Source organism: Pedobacter rhizosphaerae (genome assembly GCF_900111155.1).
In the GTDB taxonomy this organism is placed as follows: Bacteria; Bacteroidota; Bacteroidia; order Sphingobacteriales; family Sphingobacteriaceae; genus Pedobacter; species Pedobacter rhizosphaerae.
In genome coordinates, this window is the sequence record NZ_FOGG01000015.1 from 101,926 (window position 1) to 119,227 (window position 17,302).

General features: G+C 38.1%; 16 protein-coding genes. 6 read left to right on the forward strand and 10 right to left on the reverse strand.

Annotated features, from left to right (window positions below):
- Window positions 1-28: 28 nt before the first annotated feature.
- Window positions 29-1,126, reverse strand: coding sequence for a vWA domain-containing protein (locus tag BMX11_RS13540; RefSeq protein WP_090885161.1), 1,098 nt, complete (start codon window positions 1,124-1,126; stop codon window positions 29-31).
- Window positions 1,127-1,731: 605 nt separating this feature from the next.
- Window positions 1,732-2,610: a carbohydrate kinase family protein gene (locus tag BMX11_RS13545; protein ID WP_090885162.1), complete on the reverse strand. Its 879-nt coding sequence runs from the start codon at window positions 2,608-2,610 to the stop codon at window positions 1,732-1,734.
- Between the two features lie 96 nt (window positions 2,611-2,706).
- On the opposite strand from BMX11_RS13545, the gene BMX11_RS13550 reads away from it, so the two are divergent.
- Window positions 2,707-3,132: a YybH family protein gene (locus BMX11_RS13550; protein WP_090885163.1), complete on the forward strand. Its 426-nt coding sequence runs from the start codon at window positions 2,707-2,709 to the stop codon at window positions 3,130-3,132.
- Window positions 3,133-3,716: 584 nt separating this feature from the next.
- On the opposite strand, the gene BMX11_RS13555 is transcribed toward BMX11_RS13550, so the two are convergent.
- The 8 genes from BMX11_RS13555 to BMX11_RS13590 form a co-directional block, all read right to left on the reverse strand.
- Window positions 3,717-4,331 carry a sugar O-acetyltransferase gene (locus BMX11_RS13555; protein ID WP_090885198.1) on the reverse strand — a complete coding sequence of 205 codons (615 nt, stop codon included), beginning with the start codon at window positions 4,329-4,331 and terminating at the stop codon, window positions 3,717-3,719.
- 95 nt (window positions 4,332-4,426) lie between these two features.
- Window positions 4,427-5,305, reverse strand: coding sequence for a cupin-like domain-containing protein (locus BMX11_RS13560; RefSeq protein WP_090885164.1), 879 nt, complete (start codon window positions 5,303-5,305; stop codon window positions 4,427-4,429).
- 144 nt (window positions 5,306-5,449) lie between these two features.
- Window positions 5,450-6,241: a DUF3050 domain-containing protein gene (locus BMX11_RS13565; protein WP_090885165.1), complete on the reverse strand. Its 792-nt coding sequence runs from the start codon at window positions 6,239-6,241 to the stop codon at window positions 5,450-5,452.
- A gap of 318 nt (window positions 6,242-6,559) precedes the next feature.
- On the reverse strand, window positions 6,560-7,108 hold the full coding sequence (locus tag BMX11_RS13570) for a fasciclin domain-containing protein (protein ID WP_090885167.1): 549 nt from the start codon (window positions 7,106-7,108) through the stop codon (window positions 6,560-6,562).
- 283 nt (window positions 7,109-7,391) lie between these two features.
- A complete protein-coding gene (locus BMX11_RS13575; RefSeq protein WP_090885200.1) occupies window positions 7,392-8,174 on the reverse strand; it encodes an SDR family oxidoreductase in 783 nt (260 codons plus the stop codon).
- Window positions 8,175-8,248: 74 nt separating this feature from the next.
- A complete protein-coding gene (gene hemW / locus BMX11_RS13580) occupies window positions 8,249-9,376 on the reverse strand; it encodes a radical SAM family heme chaperone HemW (protein WP_090885168.1) in 1,128 nt (375 codons plus the stop codon).
- Between the two features lie 309 nt (window positions 9,377-9,685).
- A complete protein-coding gene (locus tag BMX11_RS13585; RefSeq protein WP_090885169.1) occupies window positions 9,686-10,957 on the reverse strand; it encodes a type II toxin-antitoxin system HipA family toxin in 1,272 nt (423 codons plus the stop codon).
- A gap of 7 nt (window positions 10,958-10,964) precedes the next feature.
- The gene (locus BMX11_RS13590) at window positions 10,965-11,234 is read right to left on the reverse strand and encodes a helix-turn-helix transcriptional regulator (protein ID WP_175474561.1); all 270 of its coding nucleotides are present in this window, start codon (window positions 11,232-11,234) and stop codon (window positions 10,965-10,967) included.
- A 331-nt stretch (window positions 11,235-11,565) separates the two neighbouring features.
- Between BMX11_RS13590 and BMX11_RS13595 the strand changes: the two genes are divergently transcribed.
- The 5 genes from BMX11_RS13595 (at window position 11,566) to porM (ending at window position 17,299) form a co-directional block, all read left to right on the forward strand.
- On the forward strand, window positions 11,566-12,543 hold the full coding sequence (locus tag BMX11_RS13595) for a DUF4271 domain-containing protein (RefSeq protein WP_090885171.1): 978 nt from the start codon (window positions 11,566-11,568) through the stop codon (window positions 12,541-12,543).
- Between the two features lie 16 nt (window positions 12,544-12,559).
- Window positions 12,560-13,330: a uroporphyrinogen-III synthase gene (locus tag BMX11_RS13600; RefSeq protein ID WP_090885172.1), complete on the forward strand. Its 771-nt coding sequence runs from the start codon at window positions 12,560-12,562 to the stop codon at window positions 13,328-13,330.
- Between the two features lie 222 nt (window positions 13,331-13,552).
- Window positions 13,553-14,878 (forward strand): T9SS ring complex lipoprotein PorK/GldK, encoded by a 1,326-nt coding sequence (porK, locus tag BMX11_RS13605; protein WP_090885173.1) that lies wholly within the window; start codon window positions 13,553-13,555, stop codon window positions 14,876-14,878.
- A gap of 41 nt (window positions 14,879-14,919) precedes the next feature.
- Window positions 14,920-15,726, forward strand: a complete 807-nt coding sequence (gene porL / locus BMX11_RS13610; protein ID WP_090885174.1) for a type IX secretion system motor protein PorL/GldL — start codon at window positions 14,920-14,922, stop codon at window positions 15,724-15,726.
- 43 nt (window positions 15,727-15,769) lie between these two features.
- Window positions 15,770-17,299, forward strand: a complete 1,530-nt coding sequence (porM, locus tag BMX11_RS13615) for a type IX secretion system motor protein PorM/GldM (protein WP_090885175.1) — start codon at window positions 15,770-15,772, stop codon at window positions 17,297-17,299.
- The last annotated feature ends 3 nt before the right edge of the window (window positions 17,300-17,302 follow it).

The window sequence follows — 17,302 nt, forward strand, 5'->3', positions numbered from 1 at the left end:
TTTGAAGATTTTTACTTAATCTTTACTACTATTTCACAGTTCTTCTTCTGTTTTTAATATAATCCTCAAAAATATACTCACCTAGTCCGTTTAACGAACTGTAAAAGGCACGTCCACCGTTTATTTGTGTAAATTGGCGAACAAATTGTTGTAAATAAGGATCTTTTGCAATCATGAATGTTGTAATCGGAATTTTTAACCGCTTGCATTGGGCAGCCATGTTTAATGTTTTATTAATTACCTTCCGGTCTAATCCGATGCTGTTTTTATAGTATTTGCCATTTTCCTTTAAGCAGGTAGGCTTTCCATCGGTAATCATGAAGATTTGCTTGTTATGGGTTTTACGTCTTCTTAATAAATCAGTGGCAAGCTCAAGGCCGGCATAGGTGTTGGTATGATAAGGACCAACCTGAAGATAGGGTAGATCTTTAACAGTAATTGGCCAGGCATCATTTCCAAAAACTACAATGTCTAAAGTGTCTTTAGGATATCGGGTTTTGATAAGCTCTGCAAGTGCCATCGCCACTTTTTTGGCTGGTGTAATCCGATCTTCTCCATATAAAATCATGGAGTGGGAAATGTCGATCATTAAAACCGTTGAGGTAAGGGTCTTAAAATCCTTCTCTTCAACCTCTAAATCCCTTTCCGTTAAGGTGAAGTTACCAATGCCATGATTAATCTGCGCATTGTGGATAGAGGCAGTCATGTCTATCTGATCCAGGCTGTCGCCAAAGTTAAACTCTCGCCTGTCAGCATTTTTTTCCTCACCAATTCCCGATTGGTTACTGTTATGGTTACCTTTTCCTGCTTTTTTTAGCTTTCCGAAAATTTCTTCCAGTGCCGATTTACGCATCGTTTGCTCCGTTTTGGCGGTAATCTTAAATTCTCCCGACTGGTTATCTTCCGTGAGATAGCCTTTCTCCTTCAGGTCGTCAATAAAATTGCCGATGCCATAATCATTGTTGGTGAGTTTGTATTGCTTGTCTAACTCATTTAGCCAGCTCAGGGCTTCGGCAGCATCTCCTGAGGTATAATTGAGCAACTCGCTAAATAATTTCAGCAACTCTTCAAAACCTCCTTGCGGTGAATCACCCGGCTTATAATCAGAAAAACGAAAACCTCTCATGTGCTCTTATTAACGAATAATCGAAGATAAAAGTTTCAATTTGCATTATTTTAAGCGGGATGTCATAATGTGGTTATTGATTAACTGTTTAACTGGTGTTTCTATTGTTTAATTGCTTAATTGTTGAATTGTTGAATTGCTGTGGGCAACTGTGAACTGAAAACCGTGAACTGCCAACTGCGAACTGAAAACTGCTCTGGATAGTTTAGTCGGTTAATCGCTGAGTTGTTGAGCTGTCTGGTGCGAAAACTGTTTTGGTTGTTTAATTGGTTAATTGTTGAATTGCTGCGGGCAACTGTGAACTGTACTATCGTCTAACTGTTTAATTGCTTAATCGTTGAATTGTTGCGGGCAACTGTGAACTGAAAACTGAAAACTGTACTATCGTTTAACTGTTTAATTGCTTAATTGCTTAATTGTTGAATTGTTGCGGGCAACTGTGAACTGTACTATCGTTTAACTGTTTAATTGGTTAATTGTTGAATTGCTGTGGGCAACTGTGAACTGAAAACTGCCAACTGAAAACTGGTTTACTATTATACTGTCTAACATGATCAGACAATTGGCTTGGAGAACCTTAAACTTTCCACTTTTAACCTTCAACTTTAAAGCGCCATTTGATAAATTTTCTTGTTGTATTCAGGGTTAGCGCCAGCTTGTGAGGCTACAAAAGCACCAACTTTACATGCATAATCTAAAGTTCTTTCCATAGGATATCCTTCTAGATAGCAGGCAATGAAAGTTGCGAGGAAGGAATCTCCGGCACCAACAGTGTCAACCACTTGTACTTTGTAGCCACTGTGCTTAAAAAGCTTACCGTCTTTAAGAACACAGGCTCCTTTATCACCTAGTGTAAGACAGATAATCTCTATATTAAATTCGTTAGCAAGTTGTTTTAAAAGTTGCTCGTCTGTATTTCCACTGAGTTGGAAGGATTCTTTTACCCAGATCAACTCATCCTCATTTATTTTTAAGATATCAGCATACTTGAGCAGTTCGCCAATAAGATCAGGATGGTAGAATGGGCTTCGGAGATTAATGTCGAAAATCTTCGTCTTGGCATTTTCCAGTAAGGTGAGTATCGTGTTTTTAGAGGATGCTGCTCTGCAAGTCAGACTACAATAAACAAGTGCATCAGCTGCTTTTACAGCGGCTATATTTTCGTTGCTGATCTGAATATCATCCCAGGCAACGGGCTGTTTAATCGTATAAGTAGCTTGATGGTTTTCATCCAGATGCACCTCCACTGTACTGCTTGGAAGCTTTGGGTGTACCTGAACCAAATGTGTTGGATAATCGTTTGAATGCAAAAATGAGATGAGTTCTCTGCCATTCTCATCATCGCCCACCGCACTGATAAAGTTACTTTCAATGTTTTGTTTGTGAAGATTTAAAGCTACATTCATACTAGAACCACCCGCTTTTTTTCCTTCCGGGAAAACATCCCATAATATTTCGCCTATTGTAATAACTTTATTTTGCATGTTTTTCGATTAAAGTCGTAAATAAACAATTTTTAATGAGGGAACGAAATATTTGTTTTCATATCTTTATTCAAATCACCCCAATACTTAACTTTTATGAAAAGAATTTTCCTTGTTATCCTGCTCTTTACCTGTTTAAACGGCTTTGCCCAAAGTAAGAAAGATAAACAAGCCATTCTGGATTTGCTGGAGCAACAAAGAACCGACTGGAACAAAGGGAATATAGAGGCATATATGCAAGGTTATGCGAAAACAGATAGTCTGCTTTTTGTAGGAAAAAGCGGACCAACTTATGGCTGGCAAAAAACTTTAGACAATTACAAACGTGGTTATCCGGATAAGGCTGCCATGGGATTTTTAACGTTCGGTATTAAAAAAGTAGATTTTCTGAGCAAAGAAACTGCCCTTGTGTTAGGTAGCTGGCATCTTAAGCGAGAAAAAGATGAACCACAAGGCTATTTTACATTGATTTTAAAGAAAATAGCAGGAGAATGGAAAGTAGTGGTAGATCATTCGAGTTAAATATTTTCCTTCCGTGTATTTCGTGCTTCCGTGGCCGTTTTAAAATTGCTGGTTGTAGCGTCTCGAATGCTATTATCTTAAGGAGAAAATAAAATAGATTGTCAATTCTGAGCCTCCCGATGTAAAATCGGGACAAGTTGTCGAAGGGTAATCCATTTTAGTTTTCGACTTATCAAGAAAGGTATTCGAATACTTGTCCTAGCTGACAGCATTTAGCTTAAGTTACAGCATTGGTAGCGTCTCCCTACGGCCTTATAGAACTAGGCATCCAGACACGCAACACATTTAACCGCAGAGAACGCAGAGATTTTCACAAAGTACACAAAGCTGGGTGCATATTAACCTACTCTTTTTTAAACCACCTCATACAACTCAGGCACCTAAGTATTGAGGCGGTCTATTTCCTGTTTTCTTCCGTGTATTTCGTGCTTCCGTGGCTTTTTAAGATAGCTGGTTGTAGCGTCGATTACTTGTTCTAGGTGACAGCATTTAGCTTAAGTTACAGCATTGGTACCGTCTCCCTACGGCCTTACAGCACTAGGCATTCAGCCATGCAACTTGCAACCCGTAACACATTTCTCCCACTATTCCCCTAACTTAAAATTCTTGTAATAGTAATCTTTATCCTCCTCTGTAATTGGACGGATCACCTTGCAGGGATTTCCAAAAGCCAGTACATTATCGGGGATGTCTTTTGTAACTACGCTGCCCGAACCGATAACCACATTAGACCCGATTTTAACGCCCGCATTAATGACCACATTGCCGCCTATCCAAACACTGTTGCCTATGGTTACAGGCTGTGCCCATTCATATTCCTGATCTCTTAAGTGTGCGTGTATAGGATGACCAGCAGTATAAATGGCCACATTAGGAGCAATAAACACATTGTTGCCGATGCTTACCTTGGCACAATCTAGTATGACCAAATTAAAATTAGCATAAAAGTTATCGCCAATTTTAATATTGTAACCATAATCACATCTAAAGGGAGGTTCAACATAAAACATCTTTTCTGTTTTGCCAAAAAGCTTTTTCAGTAATTCTTTTCGTTGTTTAATAAACTTCGGGGCCAGGTTGTTAAACTCGTAAACAACTTCCCGTGCCTTTAATCTTTCTTTTGATAGTTCAGCATCACCTGCCTGGTAGGCTTTACCTGCCAGCATTTTTTGTTTTTCCGTAAGTACGATAGCTTCCATAGCGGCTAATTTAAAAATAAAACCATTACATTTCCATTCTAAACAAAAACGGGACATCGTTGCCGATATCCCGTTTAGTATATTTTATCAATAATTTAAGGCTTACCTTTTGCTAAAGCTCTTTCTGCAATCTTAACGGCCTTTTTCTCCCTCCAATGTGCATACTTCTCTTTAAATGTCATCTTAATTAAGCTGTCTATAGCGCCGTGTGTAAACAAACTCCATACGCTGGCTACCTTACGGCTGATTGATTGATCCCAGGCCCTTAAACTTAATGAAAACGATCCATCAACGTATTTCATCCAGTGCCACATCCCTGTAGGCATAAATAAGGTATCGCCATGTTCTAAGAAAACTTCATAGCCTTCAACACCATTTAGTGCAGGGAATTTTTCAAAGTCTGGATTATCAACCTGATAATCTTCTAAAGCATAAGTTGCGTTTGGAAGACAGTATAAACGGTCTTTCCATTTATAATCGAACAAGACAATGTGCTTTCTTCCGCCAAAATGCGTGTGGAAAATATGAGGAAGATCAATATCGTAATGCAGGAAAGTTACCGAGTTAGAACCGCCAAAAAACATGGCAGGCATACTCTCAATAAAACCTCCCATTAAATCTTTAGGGATTTTGATATCGTTAATTAAACTTGGAACTTTTTTAAACAAGTTGAAGAAGAAAATTCTCAATTCAGTAGGTTCACGCTTAATCAAATCCAGGTAATCACCAAATTTCATGTGAGCGGTAGCCGCATTAATTGGTTTTGAAGGATCAGCTTTTGAATTATCATAAAGTGGAACCTCTAAATCTCCACCAATTTCTTTAAGGTATTCTGTAGTCCATTTTTCTCTCGCAGGCCAGTCTTTAGTTAAGCCTTTAATCACTAATGGACGTTTAGTTTTCAGATAATTTTTCTTAAAATCTTCTGGAGTTATACTCTCAACTGTATCTACAGGTTTTAAAATGAAACTCATGTTTGCTACTCGGGTATTTATGGCCGAATAGCAAAAGTGTAAATTTTATTTTACAAATTGAATATTCGAAAAGAAATGTGACGTAAATTACTTAACTACTAATGCGTTTTACCTTAACATAATCATCTAAAAAACAATAATGGATTAGCTTACCAATACCGCTTTGTTTTTTACAATTGCAGCATAAGCCGCATCCCAAAGATTAATGCGCTGTTGCAAAGCCTGCTTTGCGGTTTCTTCTGCCTCAAGCCAGAAAGCCTCATCCGCCGAACAAAGTTTTTCGGTCATACTTAAAGCTAAATGACTGTGGTGATCTCCATCTACTTCAATATGGCGCTCTAAATAATACTTGAAATCAGAAACCTGTTCCGGTTGAGTGCTATTCAAATCGTTAACCATGCTTAAAAACATGTTAGGAATCAAATCCTCGCGACCAAAAGTAAAGCTGGCCGCTTGAAGGTGGGCTTGATTGCTGTTGATGGTTTCAAAAGTAGAATTGATAAAGGCTTGTCCGGCTGCAGGAACCTGGGCCAGCTCTAGCGCCATTTCTAAGCTTCTGCCGTTATTTAAAGAAATCAGCAATTTATTAATAGTAGAAACATCAGCACCGCATTGTGCCATAGCATCTAAGTAAAGCTCAAAATGACTCTTAACATTTCCGTGTGCATCTACATCAGCCTCTTCGCCGGCAACAATTTCATTAATTAACTGTCTGGTAACAGCATCCCCAACAGGTACCCATGGTAAGGTTGTGCAGGTTAAATTAACTTGTAATGCTTTAAGAAGCGACATGAAATCCCAAACCGCATATATATGGTGCTCCATAAAAATGCGGAGATCTTCTAATTCACTAATTTCAGTGTAAACTTTGTGGTTGATAATCTGCTGCCTTAAGGGCGCTATACTTTCCTGGATTTTTGAAATCTTGGGGTGCATTCTCTTTTAAATTTAATTTTCAGTCTGTTCGAATTATGATCTCCAACACACACCGCAATTTTTTATGAATAGGAGTCTTAAACTCTTTGTTAGTTTGTCTTAACGGTTTGATTTCTAATCCTTGCTCTTTGTTCTTTACGCTATCTAACGCAGACGGGGCAAAATTAAAAACCTCAAAATATCTAACACCACAATTTATAAAACTTGAAAGTTAGCTGACAATTAATCTATAAAGGTCAGAAAGTTATTCGTGCAACAAAAAAAAACGCCCTTGCTTTTGGCAAGAACGTTTAGATATTAATCAGGGGATGACTATTATTAAGGCATTAGTACGGTGTCAATTACATGGATAACACCATTTTTTTGGTAAACATCGGCAATGGTTACTGTACTCATTCCTCCTTTAGCATCTTTCAATACTAATTTTTTACCTTCCATCCAGGCCCAAAGTTTGCCGCCTTCTACAGTGGTTAACTCCGCTTTGCCATTACCAGCTTTAATAGCTGCAGCAATGGCTTTACTATCCATTTTGCCCGCTACAACATGATAAGTTAAAATTTTGGTTAGTGTAGCTTTATTTTCTGGTTTCACCAAAGTCTCTACCGTGCCTTTTGGAAGCTTGTCAAAAGCTGCATTTGTTGGCGCAAAAACCGTAAACGGACCAGCACTTTTTAAGGTCTCTACCAATCCTGCTGCTTTTACTGCGGCAACTAAAGTGGTATGGTCTTTCGAGTTTACAGCATTGTCAACAATGTCTTTCGTAGCGTACATGGCTGCACCGCCAACCATTGGATTTTTTTGTGCGAAAACTGTTGTGGTAGATGCCATTGCGATAACAGCATATACAGCTAAAATTAATCTTTTCATTGTTTCTATAATTTAGTTTCTGTTGTTTGTCAGCATTTACGACGACCTTGAGCAGCTTGGTTTTTATAGAGCTATGAAAAGTTATTAAATTGTTGATTTTGAGGTGATTAAAATTTGTTTTTTTCTTTGAAAAGCTTCTGCGGTATTTCATCGGAAAGGGAGGTCCGCCTTTTCGCTAAATCTTTTTTACCCGAAAGGGGTAAAAAAGTATACCGCTTCAATGCGGTTTATTTAACCTCAAACAGTAGCGGATAGGAAACATTAAATGCTTAAATGTTAAATTTTAAACCACCTTCGCTTCACGTATTTTTTTAGAGAAATATGCTGGTAAAAAGCGCTTTAACCAAACGGCTTTTGTTTCTTTACCCCCAATGTAAACCTCTTCCTTTTTTTCTTTTATAGTCTTTACAATTTCCGAAGCACATTGTGCTGCGCTCATACCATTGGCCTGGGCATCGTCCATTGTACCTTGACTTGTTCCGCTTGCGGTTAAAGCATTAACAGAAACCTGCGTTTTAATAAAACCCGGGCATACAATGGTAATGTCAATGTTTTTGTCGTAAACTTCAGAACGTAACGAATCAAAATATCCATGCAAAGCATGTTTAGATGCGGCATAGGCAGAGCGTAACTTCGTGCCGAACTTGCCCACCAAACTGCTAATACACACAATGTGCCCACCACCATTAGCAATCATTAAAGGAAGTACGGTTTTACTCAAAACTACAGTACCCCAAAAATTGGTGTCCATAATCTTTTGTTCGGTTTCAAGGTTAGTTTCTAAGGCCAGACTTCGCTGACTTACACCACCACTGTTAATTAATAAGTCTATTCTCCCAAAAATCCGGATAGCATCTTCGGCCTTGCCTTTTAAAGTTGCGGTTTCACTCAAGTCAAAAGGTAAAACATGTACATTAAAAGAATTCTGGCAGTTCCCCTTCACCCGAAACAGCTCATCACGGTTACGTCCAGAAATAATTAACTTATCACCAGCTTTAAAATATTCGTAAGCCAAAGCCTCACCAATTCCTGATGATGCACCTGTAATCCAAACAATTTTAGACATATCTTTATTTAATCGTTCAACATTCATTCATTCAATCAATCATTCACTAATTCAATCATTCCCACATTCACTAATTAATCAACCACAAACAACTCCGAAGCAATATGATCTGCAAATAATTTTCCGCCTGGGCTTAATTTTATGTTATTCCCGGTGGCAATTAACCAATCTTTATTTTCTAATTGTGCCATATTTTGCTTGGTTTCTGTTAAGAAATCTTGACCAAAATCAGTATTAATTTTTTCTAGATCGATTCCCCACATGGTTCTTAAAGCGGTCATGATGTACTCATTAAAGCGGTCATTCTTGCTCAGTTCCTCTACAACCTCGGGGAGTTTGCTGTGGCTTAACTCCTGCATATAAAGTGCATTATTTGCGGGGTTAATATATCTGTTATGGCCGTCAAAGCCATGTGCCGATGGCCCAATACCCAAGTAATCAACCCCTTTCCAGTAGTTTGTATTGTGTACTGCATACCTCTGGGGAAATGCAAAATTGGAAATCTCATAATGCTCAAAGCCAGCATTTTGAAGTTGATCCATCAGGATAACAAACTGAGCAGCGCTTTGGTTATCGCTAACAGGAGGCTGTTTTTTAGTTTTTATGGCATGTGCCAGAGCTGTTTTGGGCTCAACTGTTAAGGCGTAAGCAGAAATGTGAGGAACCTGCAGATTAATCGCCTTCTCTATATTATTTAACCATTTTGCATCAGTTAAGAGCGGGTAACCATAAATAAGATCTAATGTCAGGTTTTCAAACCCGGCATCCTGACTCCGTTTGATGCAACTTTCGGCCTCATCGGCATTATGCGCCCGGTTCATCCAAATCAAATCTTCGTTGTAGAAAGATTGAATGCCTACACTAAAGCGATTGACCGGAAGCTGGCGAAGCTCCTTCAGCTTTTGAGCAGTTAAATCGTCGGGATTGGTTTCTATGGTAATTTCCGCGTTCGAATCGACAAAAAAAACATGATTAATGGTGTCGAAAATCTTCTGCAAATGGTGCTGTGAAAGAATAGAGGGAGTACCACCACCCAAATAGATACTGCCTACTGAACCATTTATTCTGTCTTTTTTCAATAAAATTTCTTTGCAAATGCTTTCGACCATTTCATCTGCATACTTAAGGGAAGTACTAAAATGGAAATCACAATAATGGCAAGCTTTCTTGCAAAAAGGAATATGGATGTAAATACCGGCCATTATTTAGGAAGCTAAGTGTTGTAGAATAATACAGTTTTCTTGAGTTAAGTTATTACAAATCAATGGGCTATTTTTGCGGACTGTTTTACTCATCTTTCTCATTTTATATCAATTTGTCCTTTTATCGTTGCCCATGTATTACCCGGACTAAATTTAGAGTGACAAAAGTAACAAAAACAAAATTGATTGGATGATGAGTAAAATCAAATGGGTAGATCAAAGAGTTTATTTGTTAACTAGCTGTTATTCATAGTCTTAAAAGCTATTTGTCAAGTCTACGAGGCATTGGTGTTGTGTATTGTTTTTGGGTTATAAAGGAAAGATGATGAAGTCCTTTTTCATCTCGCCTATAATCCTGCCGGGAATTTCAAGATTCCGTGCATTTTCTTCCCATCTTGGAATGGCATTTTGTACGCTTTCTATGATCTTCTTAGGCTGCTTTATAGTGTATTGGTCAGCTATGTGCAAAATATCATCAGTAGTTACTTCTGTTCTTTTTCCGTTGACTGACAGTACCCGGTTTACTTTAGTTGCCCTTAATAGCGGGTTCAGTGCATAGGTAAGGTCGTAGGCAGGGGCTAAGTCCCAATTGTCCTCCAGTTCGTTGTATATAAATGAATGATTTTTCAAGTGATCGTCGATATTGAAGAATACTACATTAAAGACCATTCTTTTAAACAACTCGTCGATTTGCTTAGGAGGAAGCTTTAAGCTGAGGGCTAGTTCGAACAAGTTCTCATAGCTTGATTCGTTAGGTGATTTGAAATCCCATCCCGTCATACCGGAGGCAGTAAGGACATGTTTTTTGATGCCCTGTTGCCGATCGTAACGCAAGGTAGCAAAATGTTTGCCTTCTATGAGTTTTGATGGCATCATCGTAATGCCGAGATCAACTGCAGTAAGGTAATAGGAATACTCCACAACCTCGCGGTTGTAGTGATACCCTTCCTCTGGTATATTGAGTTTAATCAGGTAATGGTCGTAATCGTCCGAATATTCTAGGTCGCCAGGAATGATTTTTCCGGACTGCTTGTGCTGGGATACCAATATTTTTGGACGCACTCCTCCAGCCGAACTCCCAATTTTAAAGATGTTGAGCAAGGCTTCGCCGCTGAGCTCATCGCCTGAAATGTGGTTTTTTTGGTTAAGTACTTTCGTCAGTACTGCTGTTATCTCCTCAATGTTAATCGTGCCGTCTTTTGGTAGTGGGCTGTTTGGACGATATTCTAATGCGCCCATTCCACGGTTGCCAACATAGGTGAGCTGTTCGAGAACGGTTATCTTTTTGAAATCTTTATGCTGTGATTCCAACCAGGTCTTGAAGATGATATTCCCGAATACGTCGGGAAGGGAATCTGTAATCATGGGAGGAAGCCCCCTAAACGTTTCGTTATTGTAATTGGAAAAGCGTTGCGGAAGCTGCGTTTTTTTGAAGATATAGGGAAACAGCCGGCTGTACTGGCCAGAACTGAGAAATTCGGGGTTATATTGAAATGTTGAGCTATTGCTGTCTATATCCAGACCGATACGGCCGATTTCCTTTCCGAAGCAGAAAAGCGACAAAATATTGTTTTTTGCCATGGTAAAATCAATAAAGCGATTCTAGAGAGCTGTTTCTTGCCAGTTCCTTTATATATTCATGAAAATTGTCAAGTTTGTCGAAATAGAGAAAAACTTTAAGCAAAGTATCTAATGTAGTGTTTTTCCCCAGTTCCAAATTGGATATTGTAATCCTAGATATATTCAGGGCATCGGCCAATTCATCCTGATTAAGCCGATGTTCTTTCCTAATCCGCCTAATCAGTTCGCCGAGTTCTAGTTTTATATCCTTAACAGTAATGGATTTTATTATTGCCATTTTGAATAAAATAATATTCAAATATATCATTTATTGTGAAAATGAATATTATACTATTCATTTTATCGATTAATTAGCTTACACTGATATATGTATTTTTTGAATAGTATATTAATCATTTTTATTAATTTATCTATTAATGAATAATATATTATTCATAATTAAAGTTCGTAATTGTAATCATACCAGTTATACAGGTAATAAATGATTGGGGAATTATCAAGCGCCACCTAATTTTTCAAGATCAAAAAGCAGAATTTGCTATCGGATTTATTTTCTTTAGGTAAACAATGAATAATCAACTATTTTTGCGGCTCAACTTTTGGTTTAAATGCAGAAATATCTATTTGTTTTACTAGCGATTGTGCTCTCCTTGCAATTTGCAGAGGCTCAAGAACTGTCCACGCAAGTAGATACTGCAACGGTAGCTCCTGTACAATACAGGCGTTACAGGCCAGATTCGGCAACACTTGCCCGGCAAAAGTTCGTTACCGACTCTATCATGACCCATACATGGGTGCTTCCCGATAGTTTGATTAATAAAACAGCGCTTTTAGATAGTGTACAAAAAGAATATCTATTCCCAACCTTAGATTTACTGGCCTGGCAGAAGAAGTATCAGCACCTTAAAAAGAAGGAGAATCCATACCAGCTTGGTAAATTAATCCCCAAAGGAAATGTTGGATTATTAGGGTTTATTTTTGCTATGCTGGTCATATTTGCGATACTTAAAAATGCTTTTTACAAGCAATTATCTGCAATTGTACAATCGTTTTTTAGTAATCGTGTACTCAATAACATCAACAAGGAAGATAACCTTTTTAGTTCCTGGCCGTTTTTGCTCCTTTTTATCCAATTTGGCTTTATATTGGGGATGTTTTTCTTTCTTGTAGCGCAGTATTACGACATGTATCAGGTTAGGGAAGGATTCCGTTTTTTCTTCACCATTTCGATAACGATTATTGTTTTCTACGCGCTTAAGTTAGTTATATTAAGGTTTTTAGGGTATGTGTTTAATGTGCAGAAGCCAATCGGTGAGTATATTTCCATATTATATTTAAGTTATTTTAACGCTTCTTTATTGTTTATTCCCTTGGTTGTGGCCTTCGCATTATCGCCTCTGAAGTACGGTGTAGTGTATATTGTGCTGGCATACTTGCTGTTAGGAGTCATCTTTGCCTTTCAGTTACTAAGGGCTGGCATAAGCATACTTTCTAATAATAAGTTTTCTAAAATGCATTTATTTTTGTACTTTTGCGCCCTCGAAATATGTCCTATTTTGATACTAATTAAAACGATAGGACTGTAGCAGGAAAAAGGAAAAAATGCAAGAAAAGAACGACTCTAGAATTCGTAAAGTAAAAAGTATTTTAGTTACTTTACCAAAACCTGAAACAGAAAAATCTCCCTATTACGACTTGGCGAAGAAGCACAACCTTAAAGTTGACTTCAGGTCATTCATTCATGTTGAAGGAGTGCCGGCAAGAGATTTTAGGAAAGATAAAATTAACCTTGCCGATTTTACAGCAGTGATTTTTACCAGTAGAAATGCCGCTGATCACTTCTTCAGGATTTGTGAAGAAATGAGATATGATGTACCTGCAGAACTGAAGTATTTCTGTCTTTCAGAGACAATTGCTTTGTATCTTCAGAAGTATATTCAGTATAGAAAACGCAAAATATTTTTTGGCAAACAAACTGCTGCTGATTTGGCAGAAGTGTTGAAAAAACATGCAAATGAGAAGTTTTTATACCCTTGTTCGGATGTCGCCACAGAGGATACAATGAAATTTTTGGAAAAAAGCGGGTATGATTTTACACCTGCTGTTTTGTTCAGAACGGTAGTAAGCGACCTTTCTGATCTTGCCGAAGTTTTTTATGATGTAATCGCTTTCTTTAGTCCATCGAGTATTCAATCGCTGTTTAAGAATTTCCCAGATTTTAAACAGAACAATACGCGTATTGCTGCCTTCGGAACAAACACCAATAAGGCTGCTACAGACATGGACTTAATAGTAGATATTGCTGCGCCAACTCCTGGAGTCCCTTCCATGACTATGGCGATTGAGAATTACATCAAAATATCTAATAAATAATACATTGCATAATTTATTTTAAGTCAATGCAATAAATTGTTAACTTTGCTGTTATTAGAGAGTTAGAATTTATTGTAACAAAAAAAATAGGTAAAAAGGTGCTTAACTAACACCTTATGACCTATTATTAACATTTTGAATTAAATTATTTGCAATTGTTGATAATTTGAGTGATTTTTGATGTAATTGCTTCTAAACCGTGCTGTGCAGACTTTTAAAAATATGAAGAAAATTTACCTTCTGGCTATTATGGGGATAACCATGTTGCTGGCAAGTTGTGGTCATGGAGGCCAAGGCGAACTAGTAGGGGCTTATAACCGAAAATTCAAAAACAATAGAATTCCGCTGGGAATGGTATACATACCGCCAGGTCATACGCCTCTGGGAGGGTCTGACGAAGATATAACCTTCTCTCAAAATGGGCCAAGTAAAATGGTGACCATAAGTGCATTCTTTATGGATCAAACGGAGATTTCTAACGCAGAATATCGTCAGTTTACCAATTGGGTGAGAGACTCTATTGCCATCGCTATGATGGGTAATCCACAACAATTTATGGTCACACCTAAAGGAGCTGCTGCAAATGCAGTGGGTGGTGAAAAATATATCGATTGGAAAAAGGTTGGCCCAAATGGTGCTAATATCTGGCGTAACAAAGGTAAAGGAGCTGCTGCTGCACAGGTTAGTCAATTAGATGGCATGTACTATTCTGGTTTGGATGCCCTGCCAGGAAGAAAAGAGATCGACGTTCGTAAGTTGGAATATACTTACAGCATCCTTAATATGGATAAGGCAGCTCTGGGGCACAAAGATCCAAACAGCAAAAGACAAGACTATATCGATCGTTATAACATTGCGGTTTATCCTGATACCATGGTATGGAAAACAGATTATTCTTACTCACAGAATGATCCTATGGTTCGTGGATATTATAACCACCCTTCTTATGATGATTATCCGGTAGTTGGAGTAAGCTGGGAGCAGGCAAAAGCATTTTCTCACTGGAGAACTCAACTTTATCAAGGAGTGGCATCTGCACGTAAAATGCCAATGAATGCCAGGTTAGATTATGATCTTCCTGCAGAAACAGAATTCGAATATGCTGCGAGAGGTGGCAATACCAAAACCAAATACCCTTGGGGAGGTCCTTACATTAGAAATACTAAAGGCTGTTTACAAGCCAACTTTAAACCAGGTCGTGGAGATTACTCTAGCGATGGTGGTATTTATACCGTTGGTGTAAAATCATATTTCCCTAATGATTATGGTTTGTATAACATGGCCGGAAATGTTTCCGAGTGGACAAAAACTGCTTATAACAAAGGTGCAAATCCTTTACTTCATGATCTGAACCCAAACTTTACTTATGTTGCCGAGAAAAACGATAGCAAGTATAAAAAGCGTAAAGTGGTAAAGGGTGGCTCGTGGAAAGACACAGGTTATTTTCTTCAAAATGCCGTATCAACTTATGAATATCAGGATACCCAACGCTCATACGTTGGATTCAGGTGTGTATCTGCATACCCTGGAACTGATTTAAGAAACTAAGAAACCAAAAAACTAAAACTAAAGAAAAATAACACATTTTTATGGCAGCAAAACAACAACCAGGCTGGTTACACAAAGCAATTTCGTGGGGAGCAAGTATCGTAATTCTAGGTGCTTTGGCTAAAATCCTTCACATTGGTGGAGCAATGGCTAACTATTTAATCGGTGCAGGTTTAGGTGTAGAAGCTCTATTATTCTTTTTAACGGGTTTCTTCCCGCCAGAACCAGAACCAGCATGGGATAAGGTATATCCTGAATTGAGAGAAGATTTTAAAGGTGAATTGCCAACAGCATCTGCACGTCCGGTTGCTGCAGTAGGTTCTTCAAATACAGCCGCTTTAGATAAAATGTTATCTGATGCTAAAATTGGTCCAGATTTAATTGAAAGCTTAGGCAGTGGTTTACGCACTTTTGGTGATAAAGTAGCTACTATTTCTAATGTAGCTGATGCTTCAACTGCAACAAATGAGTTTACCAGTAAAGTGAAAACTGCTTCTGCAGGTTTCGATAATTTAAGTGTTGCTTTTGATAGCGCAACGGCCAATTTAAAGGCAATGGGCGAAAGCAAGGTAGATTCTCAGGCTTACCATGATCAGGTAAATAATCTGGCAAAAAATCTATCGGCATTAAATGCAGTTTATGAATTGGAATTACAAGATTCAAGCGCACATTTAAAATCGATGAATAAGTTTTATTCTAACCTTTCACTTACAATGCAGAACTTCAACGAATCAATGGAAGATTCTAAACAGTTTAAGGAAGAGGTGAATAAATTGGCTAAAAACCTTTCATCACTTAATGCCATCTATGGTAATATGCTTTCGGCTATGAATCAGCCACGCGTTTAATTAATTGTTTCTACTAATCGAATATTAAAGAAAACCATAACTAATGGCTGGAGGAAAAGAAACAACAAGGCAGCGGATGATCAATATCATGTATTTGGTATTGCTGGCCATGCTTGCCCTAAATGTGTCTGATACAATTTTAAATGCCTTTAAAAATTTGAATGATAGTTTGGAAACGTCAAAATCTAACGTTAACCAGGGTATTGATCAATTATTTTCAGCTTTTGAAAATTCAAAGTTGAAAGAAGAACCTGCTCGTGCTCAACCTATTTATGATAAAGCTAAACAGGCAAAGGCAATTGCTGACGACCTCAATAATTATATTGATAATATTAAGAAACAATTTACCCAGGAAGGTGATGGAATTGATCCTGAAACCGGCGATCTGGTAAAGCGTGATAATATGGATATCGCACCTCATATCATGATTAATGGTAAGGAAGGTGAAAAACTTAAGGCAAAAATTAACACGACAAGAGAAAAATTAATCGCATTATTAGATCCAGCTGATCGTAATGTTTTATTTTCTCTAGAAGCAAAAGATCCGAAAAAAGGAAAGGGAAACTGGCAAGAGTCGAACTTTGGTGAAGGAACTCCTTTAACCGCTGCAATGACTGCTTTAACCAAGATTCAAACCGATACTAAAAACGCTGAAGCGGAGGTAGTAAAGAAACTTTTTGGAAATATGGATAAAGCAGTGGTTAACATCGATAAGTTTGCTGCCGTAGCGGTTGCACCTACTTCATATGTTATTCAGGGCCAGCCTTATGTAGCTGAAGTATTTTTAACAGCCAGCGATTCCAGATCTAATCCGGATATAACTGTAGGCGGTAGTAAGCTTGCTGTTAAAGATGGAAAGGGAACTTATTCTGGTAGTACCGGAGGTGTTGGGGTTTTTAAATGGGTAGGTACTATTCGTGTTAAACAAACAGACGGTCAGACTAAAGAATACAGAACTCCTGAACAAACCTATCAGGTTGCTAAACCTTCGTCTAATGTTTCATCAGATAAGATGAATGTAATTTACGCAGGTATTCCAAACCCATTTTCAGTTTCTGCAGCGGGCTTTCCATTAGAAACAGTTAACGCAAGTGCTTCAGGCGCTTCAATGAGTAAAACTGGTGCCGGAAAATACAATGTTGTTGCTGATGGAAGTAAAGTTGGATCTGATGTAACCATCAATGTTTCTGCATCAAATGGTGGAAAGACCATCTCTTTAGGAAGTACTAAATTCAGAGTTAAGGGAATTCCTGCGCCGGTTGCCAAAGTTGGCGGACGTGCAGGTGGCGATATTGCTTCTGTACAGTTGAAAAGTGAATCAGAAATTGAAGCTGACTTAGATGATTTCCCTTTTGATGTTAAGTTTAGAATTTTACGTTACAAATTAACAGTAATTAAACCACGTTCGGATGCAGTTACGATTGCTGGTAGTGGAGGTAGTTTTGCTGGTGCCGTAAAAGGGGCATTAAATTCTATTACTCCAGGAACAAGAGTGTTTTTTGAGGACATCGTTTCGCAAGGTCCGGATGGCCGCCAAAAGATTTTACCTTCATTGGCATTTAGTGTAAAATAAGAA

Coding starts and splice junctions, on each gene's coding strand:
- BMX11_RS13590 (WP_175474561.1), bottom strand. CDS start 11,234: ATGGCAATAATAAAATCCATTACTGTTAAGGATATAAAACTAGAACTC.
- porL (WP_090885174.1), top strand. CDS start 14,920: ATGGCAGCAAAACAACAACCAGGCTGGTTACACAAAGCAATTTCGTGG.
- porK (WP_090885173.1), top strand. CDS start 13,553: ATGAAGAAAATTTACCTTCTGGCTATTATGGGGATAACCATGTTGCTG.
- BMX11_RS13585 (WP_090885169.1), bottom strand. CDS start 10,957: ATGGCAAAAAACAATATTTTGTCGCTTTTCTGCTTCGGAAAGGAAATC.
- porM (WP_090885175.1), top strand. CDS start 15,770: ATGGCTGGAGGAAAAGAAACAACAAGGCAGCGGATGATCAATATCATG.
- BMX11_RS13540 (WP_090885161.1), bottom strand. CDS start 1,126: ATGAGAGGTTTTCGTTTTTCTGATTATAAGCCGGGTGATTCACCGCAA.
- BMX11_RS13555 (WP_090885198.1), bottom strand. CDS start 4,331: ATGGAAGCTATCGTACTTACGGAAAAACAAAAAATGCTGGCAGGTAAA.
- BMX11_RS13575 (WP_090885200.1), bottom strand. CDS start 8,174: ATGTCTAAAATTGTTTGGATTACAGGTGCATCATCAGGAATTGGTGAG.
- BMX11_RS13600 (WP_090885172.1), top strand. CDS start 12,560: ATGCAAGAAAAGAACGACTCTAGAATTCGTAAAGTAAAAAGTATTTTA.
- BMX11_RS13595 (WP_090885171.1), top strand. CDS start 11,566: ATGCAGAAATATCTATTTGTTTTACTAGCGATTGTGCTCTCCTTGCAA.
- BMX11_RS13545 (WP_090885162.1), bottom strand. CDS start 2,610: ATGCAAAATAAAGTTATTACAATAGGCGAAATATTATGGGATGTTTTC.
- BMX11_RS13570 (WP_090885167.1), bottom strand. CDS start 7,108: ATGAAAAGATTAATTTTAGCTGTATATGCTGTTATCGCAATGGCATCT.
- BMX11_RS13550 (WP_090885163.1), top strand. CDS start 2,707: ATGAAAAGAATTTTCCTTGTTATCCTGCTCTTTACCTGTTTAAACGGC.
- BMX11_RS13560 (WP_090885164.1), bottom strand. CDS start 5,305: ATGAGTTTCATTTTAAAACCTGTAGATACAGTTGAGAGTATAACTCCA.
- BMX11_RS13565 (WP_090885165.1), bottom strand. CDS start 6,241: ATGCACCCCAAGATTTCAAAAATCCAGGAAAGTATAGCGCCCTTAAGG.
- hemW (WP_090885168.1), bottom strand. CDS start 9,376: ATGGCCGGTATTTACATCCATATTCCTTTTTGCAAGAAAGCTTGCCAT.